Source organism: Streptomyces sp. E2N166 (genome assembly GCF_003671715.1).
Classification (GTDB): Bacteria; Actinomycetota; Actinomycetes; order Streptomycetales; family Streptomycetaceae; genus Streptomyces; species Streptomyces thinghirensis.
Window position 1 is genome coordinate 110,292 of sequence record NZ_RAIF01000031.1, and the last position, 16,465, is coordinate 126,756.

Annotated in this window: 11 protein-coding genes and 1 riboswitch; of the genes, 5 read left to right on the top strand and 6 right to left on the bottom strand. The window is 72.5% G+C overall.

What is annotated here, in order from left to right:
* Window positions 1-39 precede the first annotated feature (39 nt).
* Window positions 40-393: a hypothetical protein gene (locus EBH09_RS22495; RefSeq protein ID WP_121748758.1), complete on the top strand. Its 354-nt coding sequence runs from the start codon at window positions 40-42 to the stop codon at window positions 391-393.
* Here the strand turns inward: EBH09_RS22495 and EBH09_RS22500 are convergent.
* Window positions 371-1,396: a tellurite resistance/C4-dicarboxylate transporter family protein gene (locus EBH09_RS22500; RefSeq protein ID WP_121748759.1), complete on the bottom strand. Its 1,026-nt coding sequence runs from the start codon at window positions 1,394-1,396 to the stop codon at window positions 371-373. The two genes, EBH09_RS22495 and EBH09_RS22500, sit on opposite strands and share 23 nt — an antisense overlap.
* A 27-nt stretch (window positions 1,397-1,423) precedes the next feature.
* Window positions 1,424-2,623 carry a C40 family peptidase gene (locus EBH09_RS22505; RefSeq protein WP_121748760.1) on the bottom strand — a complete coding sequence of 400 codons (1,200 nt, stop codon included), beginning with the start codon at window positions 2,621-2,623 and terminating at the stop codon, window positions 1,424-1,426.
* 6 nt (window positions 2,624-2,629) lie between these two features.
* A riboswitch (cyclic di-AMP (ydaO/yuaA leader) is annotated at window positions 2,630-2,811 on the bottom strand.
* 241 nt (window positions 2,812-3,052) lie between these two features.
* Here EBH09_RS22505 and pcrA point away from each other — a divergent pair.
* Complete coding sequence (gene pcrA, locus EBH09_RS22510) at window positions 3,053-5,533, top strand: DNA helicase PcrA (protein WP_121748761.1); 2,481 nt, start codon at window positions 3,053-3,055, stop codon at window positions 5,531-5,533.
* Between the two features lie 92 nt (window positions 5,534-5,625).
* Here the strand turns inward: pcrA and EBH09_RS22515 are convergent, their stop codons facing one another.
* Both EBH09_RS22515 and EBH09_RS22520 read right to left on the bottom strand, forming a co-directional pair.
* A complete protein-coding gene (locus tag EBH09_RS22515) occupies window positions 5,626-7,299 on the bottom strand; it encodes a M23 family metallopeptidase (protein ID WP_121748762.1) in 1,674 nt (557 codons plus the stop codon).
* A 230-nt stretch (window positions 7,300-7,529) separates the two neighbouring features.
* On the bottom strand, window positions 7,530-8,483 hold the full coding sequence (locus tag EBH09_RS22520; RefSeq protein ID WP_121748763.1) for an alpha/beta fold hydrolase: 954 nt from the start codon (window positions 8,481-8,483) through the stop codon (window positions 7,530-7,532).
* A 518-nt stretch (window positions 8,484-9,001) separates the two neighbouring features.
* On the opposite strand from EBH09_RS22520, the gene EBH09_RS22525 reads away from it, so the two are divergent.
* Complete coding sequence (locus EBH09_RS22525) at window positions 9,002-9,418, top strand: cobalamin B12-binding domain-containing protein (RefSeq protein WP_121748764.1); 417 nt, start codon at window positions 9,002-9,004, stop codon at window positions 9,416-9,418.
* A gap of 195 nt (window positions 9,419-9,613) precedes the next feature.
* Here the strand turns inward: EBH09_RS22525 and EBH09_RS22530 are convergent, their stop codons facing one another.
* Together EBH09_RS22530 and EBH09_RS22535 are read right to left on the bottom strand one after the other, a co-directional pair.
* Complete coding sequence (locus tag EBH09_RS22530) at window positions 9,614-11,254, bottom strand: DUF5691 domain-containing protein (protein ID WP_121749493.1); 1,641 nt, start codon at window positions 11,252-11,254, stop codon at window positions 9,614-9,616.
* A gap of 44 nt (window positions 11,255-11,298) precedes the next feature.
* The gene (locus tag EBH09_RS22535; RefSeq protein ID WP_121748765.1) at window positions 11,299-12,648 is read right to left on the bottom strand and encodes an SWIM zinc finger family protein; all 1,350 of its coding nucleotides are present in this window, start codon (window positions 12,646-12,648) and stop codon (window positions 11,299-11,301) included.
* 131 nt (window positions 12,649-12,779) lie between these two features.
* On the opposite strand from EBH09_RS22535, the gene EBH09_RS22540 reads away from it, so the two are divergent.
* Complete coding sequence (locus EBH09_RS22540) at window positions 12,780-13,964, top strand: AAA family ATPase (RefSeq protein WP_193776474.1); 1,185 nt, start codon at window positions 12,780-12,782, stop codon at window positions 13,962-13,964.
* Window positions 13,965-14,066: 102 nt separating this feature from the next.
* A partial coding sequence (locus EBH09_RS22545) for a DUF5682 family protein (protein ID WP_121749495.1) occupies window positions 14,067-16,465 on the top strand: 2,399 nt, incomplete at its 3' end.

A 16,465-nucleotide genomic window follows, 5' to 3' on the forward strand; every position in this document is an offset into this window, starting at 1 on the left:
TGTCCGAGGGTGTCCGACCCGTGATTAGGCTCCGGCCCCATGGACGTACTCATCCACTTTTTCGTCGGTCTGCACATCATCGGCATCGCCTCGCTCCTCGGGGGCTTCCTGACCCAGATGAAGGCGATGGGCCAGGGCACGGCCCGTTTCGTCCCCGCGATGCTGCACGGCGCACTGACGATGCTGGTCACCGGCGTCGTCCTGATCGGCCTCAACCAGGCCGACGATCAGTCCGTCGACAACGTCAAGATGGGCGTCAAGCTCGCCCTGCTGATCGTGATCCTCGGCCTCGTCTACGTGAAGCGCGACGACGAGAAGGTGGAGAAGCCACTGTTCGGCCTGGTGGGCCTGCTGACCGTGGCGAACATCTTCATCGCGGTGCTGTGGACCTGATCTCCCCGGCGTCCGCACCCGCGGCCGACCGCAGCCCCGACCGGGCCTGGAAGACCGCCCCCGCCGCGACCGCCAGCCACGCGGCCACCGCGATCCACAGCAGCGCCTGACCGGGCGCGTCCAGCCACGGGACGTCGAGGACGGCGGCGACGGACAGCGTCGCCGCCGCCGTCATACCGAGGGGGAACACGGTCGACCAGCGGCGCACGTCGTAGCGGATCCGGGGCCACGCGATCTCGGCGGCGAGCAGTACGGCGTACCAGGCTAGGTCGAGAGCGAGCAGGAAGACGGTCACGTCGTGCAGGACGGCGTAGTCGTCGTCGTTCCACAGGTACATGCCCGACCCGGCCGCCGCGAGGAGCTTGGCGCCGGCGAGGGCCGAGATGGCGAGGGCGCCGCCCGCCACCCAGTGGTCTCCCGAACCTCGGGCCACCTGCCGCAGATCGAAGCGGAACAGTGCGATCAGGTAGAGCACGATCCCGAGCCAGAACGGCACCAGGGACGCGTGCGCCAGCCAGGCCGTCGAGGTGGCGGCGGCCAGTGTGGCGCCCAGTACGGCCAGCCCCTCCGTGGCCACGCAGCCCAGGAACACCGCGCCGGGCATGCGGCGCCCCCAGTGCGTGACGACCAGGTACAGCAGTCCCGGCCACAGCAGCGCCGCCAGCGCCAGCAGCGCCGCCGCCACGGGTGACCAGCCGAACAGGGAGATGCGGGTGCCGAGCACGGTCGTCGCGGCGACGGCGGTGAGCGCGCCCGGCGTCCCGGCTCGCGTCACCCACTGCGCCCGCTCGACCAGCAGCAGGTAGACGAAGTTCGCCGTCAGTGTCAGCCAGGCGGCGCAGGCCAGGACCAGGGCGATCCGGGACAGGACCTCGTGGCCCGTCAGGTGCAGGGCGACCGACAGGATGCCGGTCGCCATGACCGCCGCCCCGGCCGCCGGCGGACGCTGCGCCCACCAGGCGCGCAGGGGGTGGGGGGTGGTGGTGGGGGTGCCGGATGACATGCGCCCGATGCTAAGGACCCGCGCGGCTCAGGCCGGGCGCACCACGCTGTGGATCGACGACTCGCCGTCGTAGAAGATCGACTCCTCGCGGACGTACGCGCCCGGCTTCGGGGCGTGGATCATCATGCCGTTGCCGATGTAGAGGCCGACGTGACTGAGGTCGTCGTAGAAGAAGACCAGGTCGCCGGGCCGGGCCTGGGAGACCGGGACGGTCGTGCCGGCGTCGACCTGGTCGTAGGTGGTGCGCGGCAGTGTCACCCCCGCGTCCTTCCAGGCGGCCTGGGTCAGGCCCGAGCAGTCGTAGGAGTCGGGGCCGGTGGCGCCCCAGACGTACGGCTTGCCGATCTGGGCGCGGGCGAAGGCGAGCGCCTTCTCGGCCTTGGTGCCGTAGGCGGAGTCCGGAGTGGAGGACCCGGCTTCCGTACCGGCGCCGCTGGAGCCGGACGAGCCCGAGGAGGTGGATGAGCCCGAGGAGGCGTCGCTTTCCCGCCGGTCGGCCTCCTCCTGCCGCTTGCGCTCCTCGGCCTGCTGCTTCGCGAGTTCCGCGGCCTTGCGGGCGGCCTCCTCCTGCTTCCTCTTCTCGATCGCCGCGAGCCTGGCCTTCTCCTCGGCGGTCAGCTCGGAGAGCAGCTCACGCGCGGTGGCGAGCTTCTTCTGGACGGTGGCCTTGGCCGTCTTGAGGTCGCTCTGCGACTCGGTGAGCGTCTGGAGGCTCTCGGTGGCCTCCCGGCGCTTCTCCATCGTCTCGGACTGCTGTGTGACGTAGTCGTCGACCGCGTCCTTCTGGCGCCCGGTGAGCCGGTCCATCAGGTGGGTCCGGTCGACATAGTCCTGCGGCGAGTCCGCGAGCAGGAAGGTCGCGGTCTCCGGAACCGTGGAGCCCGTGCGGTACTGGGCGGAGGCGAAGGAACCCAGCTCCTCGCGCGCCTCGTTGAGCTTCTGGGTGCGCTCGGCGACGTCGTCGAGGAGGGTGTCGACGCGCTTGCGCTGCTTGGAGGTCTTCTCCTTGACCGCGTTGTACTTCTCCGTCGCCGACCCCGCCTGGCGGTACAGGTCGTCGACCTTCTTCTCGACCTCTTCGAGGCTCGGCCTGTCGTCGTCCGTCGGCGCGGCGGTGGCCGTCTGGGACAGCAGGGCGACGGAGGTGAGGGCCGCCGTGGCGAGGGCGGGGGTCCGTATGCCTGCGACGCGCGTACCCGTGGGACGCGACTTGCGGTGCGACGCCAAGGAGGCGACTCCTTCCAAAGTTCCGCCTACCGGGTTAGCTGTCGGGTTCGGGCGGTGTGGTTCGGAAGGGTTGCCCTACGGCGGATCCGCCCCGTGGAGGGCGGTGCGGCCGATTCACCCCAAGGTTCTCGGTCGGGTCCCCGGCTCCGGGCGCCGTGCGGGCACGCCGGACTCGGCGGAGGCCGCGCGGCCCGGCGAGGTTCGCCGGAGGGGGTCGTGCGGCCTGCCCGCACCGTAGCCAACTCGTGTGGCGGCTGTGAAGGTTGGTGGGTGATATGCCCGATACATTTTCGTGACCTCCGGTGTGCGGCCCCACTTCGGTCACTCTTCGTCGCCCGCTCTGTCGCAGGGCGTGCCCGGAGGCGGGGTCCCGGCCATTTTCCGGGGTGGCGGCGGGTTGTCGGTGGGGCGCCCTAGACTCGGAGAGCGATGAGCAGCCTCTTTGACGACAGCTTCCTGGCGAGCCTCCAGACCCCCCGGGGTCACGAGGAGGAACCTCCGCCGCCGCCCGAGGACGATCACGGACCGGAGCCGGTTCCGCACGATCTGTTCGCCGGGAAGTTCGACGCGCCGCCGGAGCGGGACACCCACTACCGGGACGGTGCCCCGCGCCCCGCCCTGGACGCGGCCGCGCTCCTGGAGGGGCTGAACGAGAACCAGCGCGCCGCCGTCGTCCACTCCGGCTCCCCATTGCTCATCGTGGCCGGCGCGGGCTCGGGCAAGACCCGCGTGCTCACCCACCGCATCGCCCACCTGCTGGCCGAGCGGAGCGTTCACCCCGGCCAGATCCTCGCCATCACCTTCACCAACAAGGCCGCGGGCGAGATGAAGGAGCGCGTGGAGCAGCTCGTCGGCCCGCGCGCGAACGCGATGTGGGTGATGACCTTCCACAGCGCGTGCGTCCGCATCCTGCGCCGCGAGTCGAAGAAGCTCGGGTTCACCTCGTCCTTCTCGATCTACGACGCGGCCGACTCCAAGCGGCTCATGGCGCTGGTCTGCCGCGACCTGGACCTGGACCCCAAGCGCTTCCCGCCCAAGTCCTTCAGCGCCAAGGTCAGCAACCTGAAGAACGAGCTGATCGACGAGGAGGACTTCGCCGCCCAGGCGGCCGACGGTTTCGAGAAGACCGTCGCGCAGGCGTACGCCCTCTACCAGTCGCGGCTGCGCGAGGCCAACGCCCTCGACTTCGACGACCTGATCATGACGACGGTCAACCTGCTCCGCGCCTTCCCGGACGTCGCCGAGCACTACCGCCGCCGCTTCCGGCACGTCCTGGTCGACGAGTACCAGGACACCAACCACGCCCAGTACTCCCTGGTCCGCGAGCTCGTCGGCACCACCGAGCACGCCGTCGACGTGCCGCCCGAGGCCGAGGTCCCGCCCGCCGAGCTGTGCGTGGTGGGCGACGCCGACCAGTCGATCTACGCCTTCCGCGGCGCCACCATCCGCAACATCCTCCAGTTCGAGGAGGACTACCCGGACGCGACGACGATCCTCCTGGAGCAGAACTACCGCTCCACCCAGACGATCCTCACCGCCGCCAACGCGGTCATCGAGCGCAATGAGTCCCGCCGTCCCAAGAACCTGTGGACCAACCAGGGCGCCGGCTCGCAGATCACCGGGTACGTCGCCGACACCGAGCACGACGAGGCCCAGTTCGTCGCCGACGAGATAGACCGCCTCACCGACGCGGGCGAGGCGAAGGCCGGCGACGTCGCCGTCTTCTACCGCACCAACGCGCAGTCCCGTGTCTTCGAAGAGGTCTTCATCCGCGTCGGCCTGCCCTACAAGGTCGTCGGCGGCGTCCGCTTCTACGAGCGCAAGGAGGTCCGGGACGTCCTGGCCTACCTGCGGGTGCTGGCCAACCCCGAGGACTCGGTGCCGCTGCGCCGCATCCTCAACGTCCCCAAGCGCGGCATCGGCGACCGTGCCGAGGCCATGATCGACGCCCTCTCCCAGCGCGAGAAGATCAGTTTCCCGCAGGCCCTCAAGCGGGTCGACGAGGCGTACGGCATGGCCGCGCGCTCCGCCAACGCCGTCAAGCGGTTCAACACGCTCATGGAGGACCTCCGCACGATCGTCGAGTCCGGCGCCGGTCCGGCGACCGTGCTGGAGGCGATCCTCGAACGCACCGGCTACCTCGCCGAGTTGCAGGCCTCCACCGACCCGCAGGACGAGACCCGCATCGAGAACCTCCAGGAACTCGCGGCAGTCGCCCTGGAGTTCGAGCAGGAGCGGGCCGAGAGCGAGGAGGCCGGAACGCTGGCCGACTTCCTGGAGAAGGTCGCCCTGGTCGCCGACTCCGACCAGATCCCGGACGAGGAGGACGGCGACGGCGTCGTCACCCTGATGACCCTGCACACCGCCAAGGGCCTGGAGTTCCCGGTCGTCTTCCTCACCGGCATGGAGGACGGCGTCTTCCCGCACATGCGCGCCCTCGGCCAGGCCAAGGAGCTGGAGGAGGAGCGGCGGCTGGCGTACGTCGGCATCACGCGCGCCCGCGAGCGGCTGTACCTGACCCGGTCGACGCTGCGCAGCGCCTGGGGGCAGCCGTCGTACAACCCGCCCTCGCGCTTCCTGGAGGAGATCCCGGCACCTCACCTGGAGTGGAAGCGGACCGGGGCGAACGGACCCGCGCCCTCCGCACCGGTCTCGGGCGTGGCGGCCTCGCTGTCGTCGTCCCGGTCCCGTTCCTCGGCATCGGGCGCGTCCGGCTTCGCCACGCGCCGGTCCGCCGAGCAGCCGACGGTCGCGCTGTCGGTCGGTGACCGCGTCACGCACGACCAGTTCGGGCTCGGGACGGTGGTCGGGATCAAGGGCACCGGATCGAACGCCGAGGCGACGATCGACTTCGGGGACACCAAGCCGAAGCGACTGCTGCTGCGGTACGCGCCGGTGGAGAAGCTCTGACGTGCGGGCGGCGTGGGTGGTGCGGGTGCTTTGGCCCGCCCCACGCCGGCCGGGGTGCGATCTCGGGGCCGGCCTGCTGAGACGTTACGGCGTCACGACGGGTTGAGGCCGTGGCTGCGCAGCCACGAGAGCGGGTCGATCGCCGAGCCGCCCGAGGGGCGCACCTCGAAGTGCAGGTGCGGTCCGGTCGAGTTGCCCGAGTTGCCGGAGAAGGCGATCGCGTCGCCGGCTTTGACGGTCGTACCGGAGGGAACCTGGTAACTGGAGAGGTGGCAGTACCACGTCTCCGTGCCGTCCTTCGCGGTCACGATCATCATGTTTCCGTACGCGCTGTTGTACTGCGTGCGGACCGTGCCGTCGGTCGCGGCCATCACCGTCGTGCCGTACGAGACGGGGAAGTCGATGCCGCTGTGCACGGACATCCAGTTGATGCCGGCCTGGCCGTAGTACGCGCTGAGGCCGTGCTGGGCGACCGGGAGCGCGAACTTGGGGCGCAGCCGCTCCTTGCGGGCCGCCTCCTCCGCCGCCCGCCTCTTCTCGGCGGCCTGCTGGGCCTTGAGGTCGATGCGTTCCTGCGTCCGGCTGGCCCGGTCGGCGAAGTCGTCGGCTCCGGCGGCGAGGCTCGTGAGCTGGGTGTCCAGCTTGTTGTTGGCGGTGGACGGCTTCACCGGCGCGGCTTCCGCGCCGCCGCCCGCGTCCGCCGCGGAGGCCGTGGTCTCCGTGCCGTCGTCGCCGGTCAGGCCATCGACGGAGGCGGCGGCGATACCGGCGACGCTCATCACGCAGGCCGACGGTACGGCGATGGTCATCAGTGCCGAGCGCTTGGCGGGCTGGCGGCGGCGGGAACGCGACCCGCCGCGGGAGGCGGTGCGTGCGGCAGGGATCAGGGCGGCCGGGGTGGCCTCTTCCTGGCCATCCAGGAGAACGGTCACGGTGGGGAGTTCGCCGGTGGCGGCCAACCCGTCGTCGTTCGGGCCGGGTTCGTCGGCAGCGGGTTGGGCGTCCGTCGCGGTGTTCTCCGGCGTCTCCGGCGTCTCCTCCGGTGCCTCCGGTGTCTGCGCCGTGGTGCCGTCGGAGTTCCACTGCGTGGCGTCGTAGGCGCCGGTGTCGAACGCGCCGGTCGCGAACGTGCCGGTCCCATAGGCGCCGGTCTCGTAGATACCGGTCTCGTAGGTACCGGTCTCGTAGGTACCGGTTTCCAGGGCGTCGGTCGCGAGCGTGCCGGTCGCGAAGGTGCCGGTTTCGAAGGTCTGCGTGCCCCAGTTCCACTGCTGGGTCCCGTCGGACGGATCGCCCGACTGGCCCGGCTGGGACCAGGCGCCGGTGTCCCACTGACCGGTGGCCTCGACGCTCGTGGCCTGCGATGGCACGGAGGCGGGCTGCGGGACGTCCGCCGTCCACGTGGTCGTGTCGTAGGCGCCGGTGTCGTAGGCGGCGTGGTGCTGAGCCGCGTGCGCGTCGTAGTTCAGCGACTGCCCGCTGCCGGTGGACCACTGGGTGGCGTCGTAGGAACCCGTGGTGTCGTACGAGCCCGTGGTGTTGTAGCCGCCGGTGTCCTGCCCCGGGAGGCTCCCGAAGAGAGGGTCGGCGTCGAAGGTGGCCGTGGCGGAGGCGCCGGTGGCGAAACCAGTGGTGTCGTATCCGCCGTACGTGGTGAGGTCGCCGTACTGGGCCTCCCCTGTGCCGTACGACGCGTACTGCGCCGGATCGGCGTCGGAAGCCGAGGCCGGGGTGGTCATGGTCCCCGACGGGTGACGGTCGTTCACCAACTTCTCTTTCGCCTCGACAACAGGGGCTGCCAGAGCAGTGCGGCGACTGTACCCGGCGGTATACGGGCACGACAATCTTCGTCAGGTTTCACGCGCGAAGGAAACGGGCAATCGGCCGTGTTTTGGGGGACGGCGGGCACGAGTTTGGCTTTGTGTTCGATGTTTGTTCGATGCTGAACGGGTTGTGTCCGCCGAGTTCCGCGGTCTTCGCGCCGTCTCAGGGCCGTTCAGGCGACCGTCAGGCCACCGTCCCGCTTTCCGGTCTCCGGGTCCGCCTCCGGCGCGTCGGTGTCGAGCGCCTGGCGAATTCCGGTTGCCACGGCGGGGTGCACGGGCAGCGCGAGGTGGCCGATGCCGCTCACCCGTACGTTCTGCACGGTCAGGTCGGGGTGGTCCAGGCAGGCGGTCTCCAGCGGGTCCATCACGCGGTCCAGGTCGCTCCAGAAGCTGACGAACTGCGTACGGCAGCCGGGCGAGGGGCGGGTCAGCTCCTCGAGTACCGCCGAGCCGGGGCGCATCTGGCGCACGATCGGGTGCGCGTTCGCCAGCGGGACCACCCGAGTGCCGGTGTGGGGGGTGCCGAGCGTCACGAGTGTCCGGACACGGAGGTCTCCGGCGAGGCGCTGCACGTAATAGCGCGCGATCAGCCCGCCGAGGCTGTGTCCCACGATGTCGACGCGCTCGCTGCCCGTCCGCTCGCAGATCTCTTCCACTTGCCGGCCGAGCAGCTCGGCCGCGGTGCGGATGTCGCAGGTCAGCGGGGAGTAGTTCAGCGACTCGATCTGGTGTCTGCCGTGCTGGGCCAGGCTGCGGCGCAGGAGGAGGAAGACCGAGCGGTTGTCGATGAAGCCGTGTACCAGGACGACCGGGGGGCTGGTGCGGGCCGGGAGGCGGGGAGTGGGAGGAGAGGGCTGCGGGTCCTGGGACCCCGCAGTCGGGAGGGCGCACGCCGGGCGGCGCTCCTGGATGATCCCCGAGGGATAGAGGAGAAGGTGCCCGGCGAGGATCGCGACCTCCAGGGCGCTTGCCTTCAGGAGGGTCAGGGAAAGCCCCGTCAGCCGGCCCGGGAGGGCCGCCAGCTCCGGTAGTCCCAGTCCCGGTAGTCCCGGTGGTCCCGGTAGCCCTGGCAGGAAACGCTGACAGAGCTGGAGAAGGGGCAGTGCTGCCGTGGTGACCTTCATGGGCCGACCTCCTGTCGGCACGCGCAGGGACGCCTCTGTCCCCCGTGTGCCCTCGTGGAGAGCCGTGACACCAGTGATTGGTGATGTTTGCGAGGTTTGCCCGTGCGGGCGTGCCGATATGCCGCGTCAGCGCTCTGTGAGCCCTGTGAGCCCTGTGGTGTCGGTGATGCGGCGACGAGGCCCGCTGCTGCCCTGTCCTGCCCTCGCTGCGGCTCTCCGTGCGCGTGTTGCCGCCGCGCCCCGGAACTGCTCGCGGCGAACGTGTCCCACCGTGTGATTTCCCCCTCTGTATCCACCGTGAAACTGCCGGTTGCGGGATGCTGGCGATAACGTTCGTTCACTTCCCCGGACGATGTGGTGCGGGGCGTCTGTGCCGCGGAGGCGTGCACTTTGCGCAAGCGGTGCACGATCCGTGCGCGGATGGGCGCCTCGTGTGCGCCGTGCTGCTGTGTACGGCGTCGGCGAAGTGTGCGGTACTTGTCGGTACGGATGGATGTAGTCGCTTCATGGAGGCAGTGATGGGTGTGGCAGCCGGTCCGATCCGCGTGGTGGTGGCCAAGCCGGGGCTCGACGGCCACGATCGCGGGGCCAAGGTGATCGCGCGGGCGCTGCGCGACGCCGGTATGGAGGTCATCTACACCGGGCTCCACCAGACACCCGAGCAGATCGTGGACACCGCGATCCAGGAGGACGCCGACGCGATCGGGCTGTCCATCCTCTCCGGTGCGCACAACACGCTCTTCGCCGCCGTGATCGAGCTGCTCAGGGAGCGGGACGCGGCGGACATCCTGGTCTTCGGCGGCGGGATCATCCCCGAGGCGGACATCGCCCCGCTGAAGGAGAAAGGCGTCGCGGAGATCTTCACGCCCGGCGCGACGACGGCGTCGATCGTGAACTGGGTACGGGCGAACGTGCGGGAGCCCGCGGGGGCGTAGCCACCCGGCCTCCGGCGGCGCGGGCCGCGCACGATGCCGGTGCCTGCGGACGACTGCCCACGGGTGCCGACACGACACGGCCGGTGGCGGCAGCACGAGGCCGGCGTCGGCGGCCCAGGGCCTGCTGGGTCGCGGGTGGCGCGGGTGGCGCGGGTGGCACCTCCGGGTGCCGGGCGGTGTGGTCCGCCCACGGCCTCAACGCCGACGCTCCTCCTGACCCGCCCCCAATTCCTCGGCCATCGCGGCACGCAACCGCAAGGTCCTCACGAGCCGCTGGAACGCCTCCGCCCAGTACCCGCCGGCGCCCGGCGACGCGTCCTCCGGTTCGTCCGGTATCGCCAGCAGGCCATCGAGGCGGCCCGCCTCCGAGGGGTCGAGGCAGCGCTCGGCCAGCCCCATGACGCCGCTGAAACTCCATGGGTAGCTTCCGGCGTCACGGGCGATGTTGAGCGCGTCGACCACCGCCCGTCCGAGCGGCGGGGCCCACGGCACCCCGCACATCCCGAGCAGCTGGAAGGCTTCGGACAGACCGTGCGTCGCTATGAACCCGGCGACCCACTCGGCCCGCTCTCCGGCGTCGAGGGTCCCGAGCAGTTTGGCCCGCTCGGCCAGGGACACCGCGCCCGGCCCCCCTGCCTCGGGTGCCGTGGGCGCTCCCAGCAGCGCCCTCGCCCACGCGCCGTTCCGCTGCCGTACCGCGGCCCGGCACCACGCGGCGTGCAGGTCGCTCCGCCAGTCGTCCGTCACCGGCAGGGCGGCGATCTCCTCGGGGGTACGTCCACCAAGCCGTGCCGACCAGGTCCCGAGCGGGGCCGCCTCCACCAACTGGCCGAACCACCACGACCGTTCCCCCCGCCCCGAGGGCGGCTTGGCCACGACGCCGTCCCGCTCCATACCCGCGTCGCACTCGTGGGGCGCCTCGACGGCGATCGCAGGTGGGGACAGCGCGCGGTCGAGGGACACGCACGTCACGGCCCGCGCCGCCATCCGCGCGGCGAGCGCCGAGTCGGGCAGCGCCGACAGCAACTCCGCGGCCGTCGCCCGTACGTTGCGGCTGCGGTCGGCCAGGGCCTGCTCCAGGAACGGCTCGTCCGCCTGCTCCAGCCCCGTTCGCAGCGAGTCGAGGAACATCAGCCGGTCCTCGGCCCGCTCGGTGGCCCAGGTCGAGGCCAGCAGCTCGCGCGCGGTGGCGGGATCGCGGGCGCGCAGGGCCGCCAGCAGGGCCACCCGTTCGGCGAACAGACCCTCCTCCCAGAGCCGACGTACCCGCTCCGTGGCCTCGGGGCCGGGCAGTGCGGTGCCTCCGCCAGGCGTGGCGCGCAGGGCGAACCGCCAGTCCGGATTCAGCCGGGCCAGCCACAGAGCGCGGGGCCCCGCGAACGTCAGCGCCGCCGGACGCAGGTCCGTACGCCCCCGTGCCGCGTCCAGCAGGGCCGGGACCGCCTGTGGCGGTGCCGCGAATCCGCGGGCGTTCGCCGTGGCCAGCCACTGGGGCAGCAGTTCCATCAGGTCGGGCGCGGTGCCTCTGCGGCCGCCGCCCGCCGTCCCGGGCCGATCGGTGAGCAGCATCGTGAGCCGGTGGGCGGCCGCGGCCGGCAACGGGGGGCGGGGATCGTCGGGAACCGGTTCGGGGCGCCGGGCCGCGCGGGCCGGGCACAGGCCGGCGCGCCGGCGAACGGTCTCGGCCGCCGCCGCGTCCAACAGCTCCGCCGGTGCGCGCGGGCCGGGCTCGCAGCCCGGGGGAGTGCGCCGGTCCGTGCCGAGCAGCGCCGAGGTGACGAGTTCCTCCCAGACGCCCGGCACGGGCGCGTCCGCGGGAACGGGTGTCCTGGTCATGCGGTTCCCTTCCGCCGGCATTCCGTTCTCATACGTGGGGCGGGTCAGCACAGCGGCACCGCCCCGCCCGGTCCGGCCGGCCATGCCGTCAGCGGAGTGAAGCCCCGGTGGCCGCACTCGCCGAAGACCTTGACGGGTGCGCCGCCCGACAGGGCGACCAGGCGCCACAGGCCCGGACGGTTTCCGGCCGCCGGGGCGAGCGGCAGCGCCGTGTCCCGGTCGGCGTCCGCCAGTTGCCAGTGGTCGCCGTCCGGCACCGGGACGACCTGATCCAGGGTCACCGGCACCGACTCCAGCCACGGGTCGTCGCGGAGAGCCTCGCCGTAACGAACGGCCGCCTGGGACGTCGTCGCCCCCTTCGGGCGCAGCTCCGTGGGGGCGGGCGGCGCGAACTGCTCTCCCAGGGCGGCTCGCTGCTGCCCGGCGCCCGGATACGCCGACACCTCCGCATCAAGGGCCAGCCCCACCGGCAGTGCGGGTTCCGGGGCCCGGCCCGCGGCGCCGTAGGAGAGGAGCAGCACGGCGCGTTCCGTCTGTGCGCCGTACAGCCAGATGCGACGGGTCGTCAGCCGCGTGTCCGAGGTGTCGTACTGGGCGAGGACCAGCCAGCGGTCCCGTACCGCAGGGCCGTCCGCGGACGCCGACAGGCCGACGCGCGCACGGACCGTCGCCGCCAGGCCGTCCGGCAACTGCTCACGGCGCAGCCAGCCCTGGTCGAGAAGGTGGAGAAGGGCGCACTCCTCCAGCAGGCGGACCGGCCATCCGGATCCGGACGAGGGTATGGCGCCCAGCTCCCGTACACGCGCGGCCAGCCCCGATGCCTGGGCGTCGACCATGCGGGCCGCCGTCTCCTCCCACAGCTCATAGCCCGCCTGCTCCGCGCCGGCCAGGCCGCCGCGCAGGAGGTCCGTCAGGCGCTGCTCCAGCTCCGTCGCGCCAGCGGTGATCCGCCCGGCCCGCTGCTCCGCCCGGCGCCGCGCCGCCTCGGGATCGGCGGTCCCTGCCCCGGAGCCGCCCGCCGTCCTCTTCTCCTCCGCGCGCTCGCGCCGTCCGGCGATCCACCGCTCCGCCCAGTCCGGCGCCTTGGCCCCCGCCACCACACCGTCGCCGACCGCCCAGAGCAGCAGTAGCCCGAGCGCGTGCTTGCACGGGAACTTGAGGCTCGGGCAACCGCACTTGTACGCGGGCCCGGACATGTCCGAGACGTCGACGACCGTCTGATACGGCTCGCTGCCGCTGCCCTTGCACAGTCCCCACACCGCCCCCTCGTCGGAACTCCCCACCTCGGACCACGGCCCTGCCGCGCCGAGTCTGCCGCCCGCTCTGCGTGACGCGGCGTCAGGCGCCAGTGCCAGCACCTGGTCCGCAGTCCAGCGCACCCCCTGCTGAGTCATGCCATCGAAGGTAGGTCCCGCCACTGACAATCGATCGACCGAGAGCGTTTGTGCAGGTCGGAGCGATTGTCAGTGGCGTGGTGCACCGTGGATGACAGATCGAACCGGCCGAGCTGGAGGGGGAATCAGCCATGCCCGTGTCCGCGGGACCGAAGCCCGTTGAACCGCCGTCCGTGGAACCGACGCCCGTGGAACCGCCGTCCGTCGACCCGGACCGGAATGGGGCCGAGCCCGGGGCGGAGGCGTTGCGGCCGCACGCCGAGCACGCCTTCGCGGCCGAACTCGCCGCGCTGGCCGCGCAGGACGACCGCCCTCGCCCTGCCCGCTGGAGGCTGTCGCCGTGGGCCGTCGCCACCTACCTGCTCGGCGGCACCCTGCCCGACGGCACGGTGATCACCCCGAAGTACGTGGGCCCGCGCCGCATCGTCGAGGTCGCCGTCACCACGCTCGCCACCGACCGCGCCCTGCTCCTGCTCGGTGTGCCCGGCACCGCGAAGACCTGGGTGTCGGAACACCTCGCGGCGGCCGTCAGCGGCGACTCGACCCTGCTGGTGCAGGGCACGGCCGGCACACCCGAGGAGGCGATCCGCTACGGCTGGAACTACGCGCAGCTCCTCGCCCACGGCCCCAGCCGCGACGCGCTCGTGCCCGGCCCGGTCATGCGGGCCATGGCGGACGGCATGACCGCCCGGGTGGAGGAACTGACCCGTATCCCGGCCGACGTGCAGGACACGCTCATCACGATCCTGTCGGAGAAGATCCTGCCGATACCTGAGCTGGGCCAGGAGGTGCAGGCGGTCCGCGGATTCAACCTGATCGCCACCGCCAACGACCGCGACCGCGGGGTCAACGAGCTGTCCAGCGCCCTGCGTCGCCGCTTCAACACCGTGGTGCTGCCGCTGCCGGAGACCGCCGAGGCCGAGGTCGAGATCGTCTCCCGCCGCGTCGACGAGATCGGCCGCTCCCTCGACCTGCCGTCGGTGCCCGACGGCATCGACGAGATCCGCCGTGTCGTCACCGTCTTCCGCGAGCTGCGCGACGGACTGACGAGTGACGGGCGTACGAAGGTGAAGTCGCCCAGCGGCACGCTGTCGACGGCCGAAGCCATCTCCGTCGTCACAGGCGGCCTCGCGCTGGCCGCCCACTTCGGCGACGGGGTGTTGCGGTCCGGCGACGTCGCCGCCGGCATCCTCGGCGCCGTCGTCCGCGACCCGGCCGCCGACCGCGTCATCTGGCAGGAGTACCTGGAGACGGTCGTCCGCGAGCGCGACGGCTGGAAGGACTTCTACCGGGCGTGCCGGGAGGTGAGCGCGTGAACGGCATGCGGAGGCGGACGCCGCTTCGGACGGGTGCCCCCGTGGCCGGCACGACGGGGGACGACGGGGATTCGAGCTGGACCCGTAGGCGAGGGGGACGGCGTGACGGGCACTGACCGGGCCGGGAGCGGGCGGTCCGGCACGCCGGGTGGGGCCGGTGGTCCCGGTGGTGGGCCGCTGCTGCTCGGCGTACGCCACCACGGCCCGGGGTCGGCACGCGCGGTCCGCGCCGCGCTGGAGGCGGCCCGGCCGGGGATCGTGCTGATCGAGGGGCCGCCGGAGGCCGACACCCTGATCCCGCTGGCCGCCGAGGAGGACATGCGGCCGCCGGTCGCACTCCTCGCCCACGCCGTGGACGATCCCGGCCGTTCGGCCTTCTGGCCGCTGGCCGAGTTCTCCCCGGAGTGGGTGGCCGTCCGCTGGGCCCTGGAACACGGTGTCCCGGCCCGCTTCATCGACCTCCCGGCCACGCACACGCTGGCGTGGCAGGCAGCGGAGTGCGCCGGCGACGAGGAGAAGGAGGACGAGGGGAGGGAGGGGGACGAGTCCGGGACCGACTTCCCCGGCGTCCGGGCAGATCCGCTCGCGGCCCTGGCCGAGGCTGCCGGCCACGACGACCCCGAACGCTGGTGGGAGGACGTCGTCGAGCACCGGGGCACGGGAGACGGGGACGCGCTCGCCCCGTTCACGGCGCTGGAGGAGGCCATGGGGGCGCTGCGGGAGACGGAGAAGGGCGGCGGGCACGACCGGGACCTGGTGCGGGAGGCGTACATGCGGCTCCAGGTACGGGCGGCGCGGCGCGAGTTCACCCAGGGCGTCGCCGTGGTCTGCGGGGCCTGGCACGTGCCCGCGCTCCGCCGCAAGGTCACCGTCGCCGCCGACCGGGCGCTGTTGAAGGGGCTGCCCAGGACCAAGGTGGACATGACCTGGGTGCCCTGGACACACCGCCGGCTGTCCCGGGCCAGTGGGTACGGGGCGGGCATCGAGTCGCCGGGCTGGTACGGGCACCTGTTCGGCGCGGCGGACCGGCCCGTCGAACGGTGGCTGACCAAGGTGGCCGGGCTGCTGCGGGAGGAGGACCGGAACGTCTCCTCGGCACACGTCATCGAGGCGGTGCGGCTGGCCGAGACCCTCGCGGTGCTGCGCGGCCGTCCGCTGCCCGGGCTGAGCGAGACGACGGACGCCGTGCGCGCGGTGATGTGTGAGGGCTCGGACGTGCCGCTGGCGCTGGTGCACGACCGGTTGGTCGTGGGGGACGTGCTGGGGGAGGTGCCCGCCGGTGCGCCCGCGGTGCCGTTGCAGCGGGACCTCGCCCGGACCCAGCGGCGGCTGCGGCTCAAACCCGAGGCGCCGGAGCGGGAGCTGGAGCTCGACCTGCGCAAGGAGACCGACGCGGGGCGCAGCAGACTGCTGCACCGGCTGCGGCTGCTCGGCGTCGGGTGGGGCGAGCCGGCCACCTCGCGAGGCAGCACGGGTACGTTCCGGGAGACGTGGCGGCTGCGCTGGGAGCCGGAGCTGTCGGTGCGGGTCGCCGAGGCCGGGGTGTGGGGCACGACCGTGCTCGCCGCCGCGACCGCCAGAGCAGAGGCGGACGCCGTCACCGCGCGGGGTCTGGCCGAGGTCACCGCGCTCGCCGAACGCTGCCTGCTGGCCGAACTGCCGGACGCGCTCCCCCCGGTGATGCGGATACTCGCCGACCGCGCGGCGCTCGACACGGACGTCGGCCACCTCGCCCAGGCCCTGCCGGCCCTGGTCCGTTCCCTGCGGTACGGCGATGTGCGCGGCACCGACACCGGCGCACTGGCCGAGGTCGCCGCGGGCCTCGCCGAACGGGTCTTCGTCGGCCTGCCCCCGGCCTGTGCCGCGCTGGATGCCGACGCGGCCGAGGAGATGCGCCGGCACGTGGACGCCGTGCACGGCGCGGTGGGCCTTCTCGGTGACGCCCCCGCGCCGGGCCACGTCGATCTCCGGTCCCGTTGGCAGACCGTGCTGCGCACCCTCTCCGCGCGGGACACCGTGCCCGGCGTCGTCCGGGGGCGTGCCGTACGGCTCCTGCTGGACGACGGCGAGCTGGCGCCGGACGAGGCGGCGCGGTTCATGGGCCTGGTGCTGTCCCCGGGAACGCCACCGGCGGACGCGGCGGCCTGGATCGAGGGTTTCGTAGGAGGCGGCTCGGGCGGCGGCATGCTGTTCCTCCACGACGAGCGGCTGCTGGCGCTGGTCGACGCCTGGCTGACCGGCGTACCGGCGGAGGCGTTCACGGACGTGCTGCCGCTGCTGCGGCGCACCTTCTCGGCCTACGAGCCGGGAGTGCGCCGCAGCCTCGGCGAGCTGGTCCGGCGTGGACCGGCGGGGCGGGGGAGTGTGACGACGGCCGGATCCGGCATACCCGGCTTCGCGGCCGACCTGGACACCGGACGCGCCGACGCCGTGCTGCCGGTGGTCCGGCTGCTGCTGGGCCTGGGCGCGTCGGCCACGGCGGGCGCGGTGGGCTCGGCGAG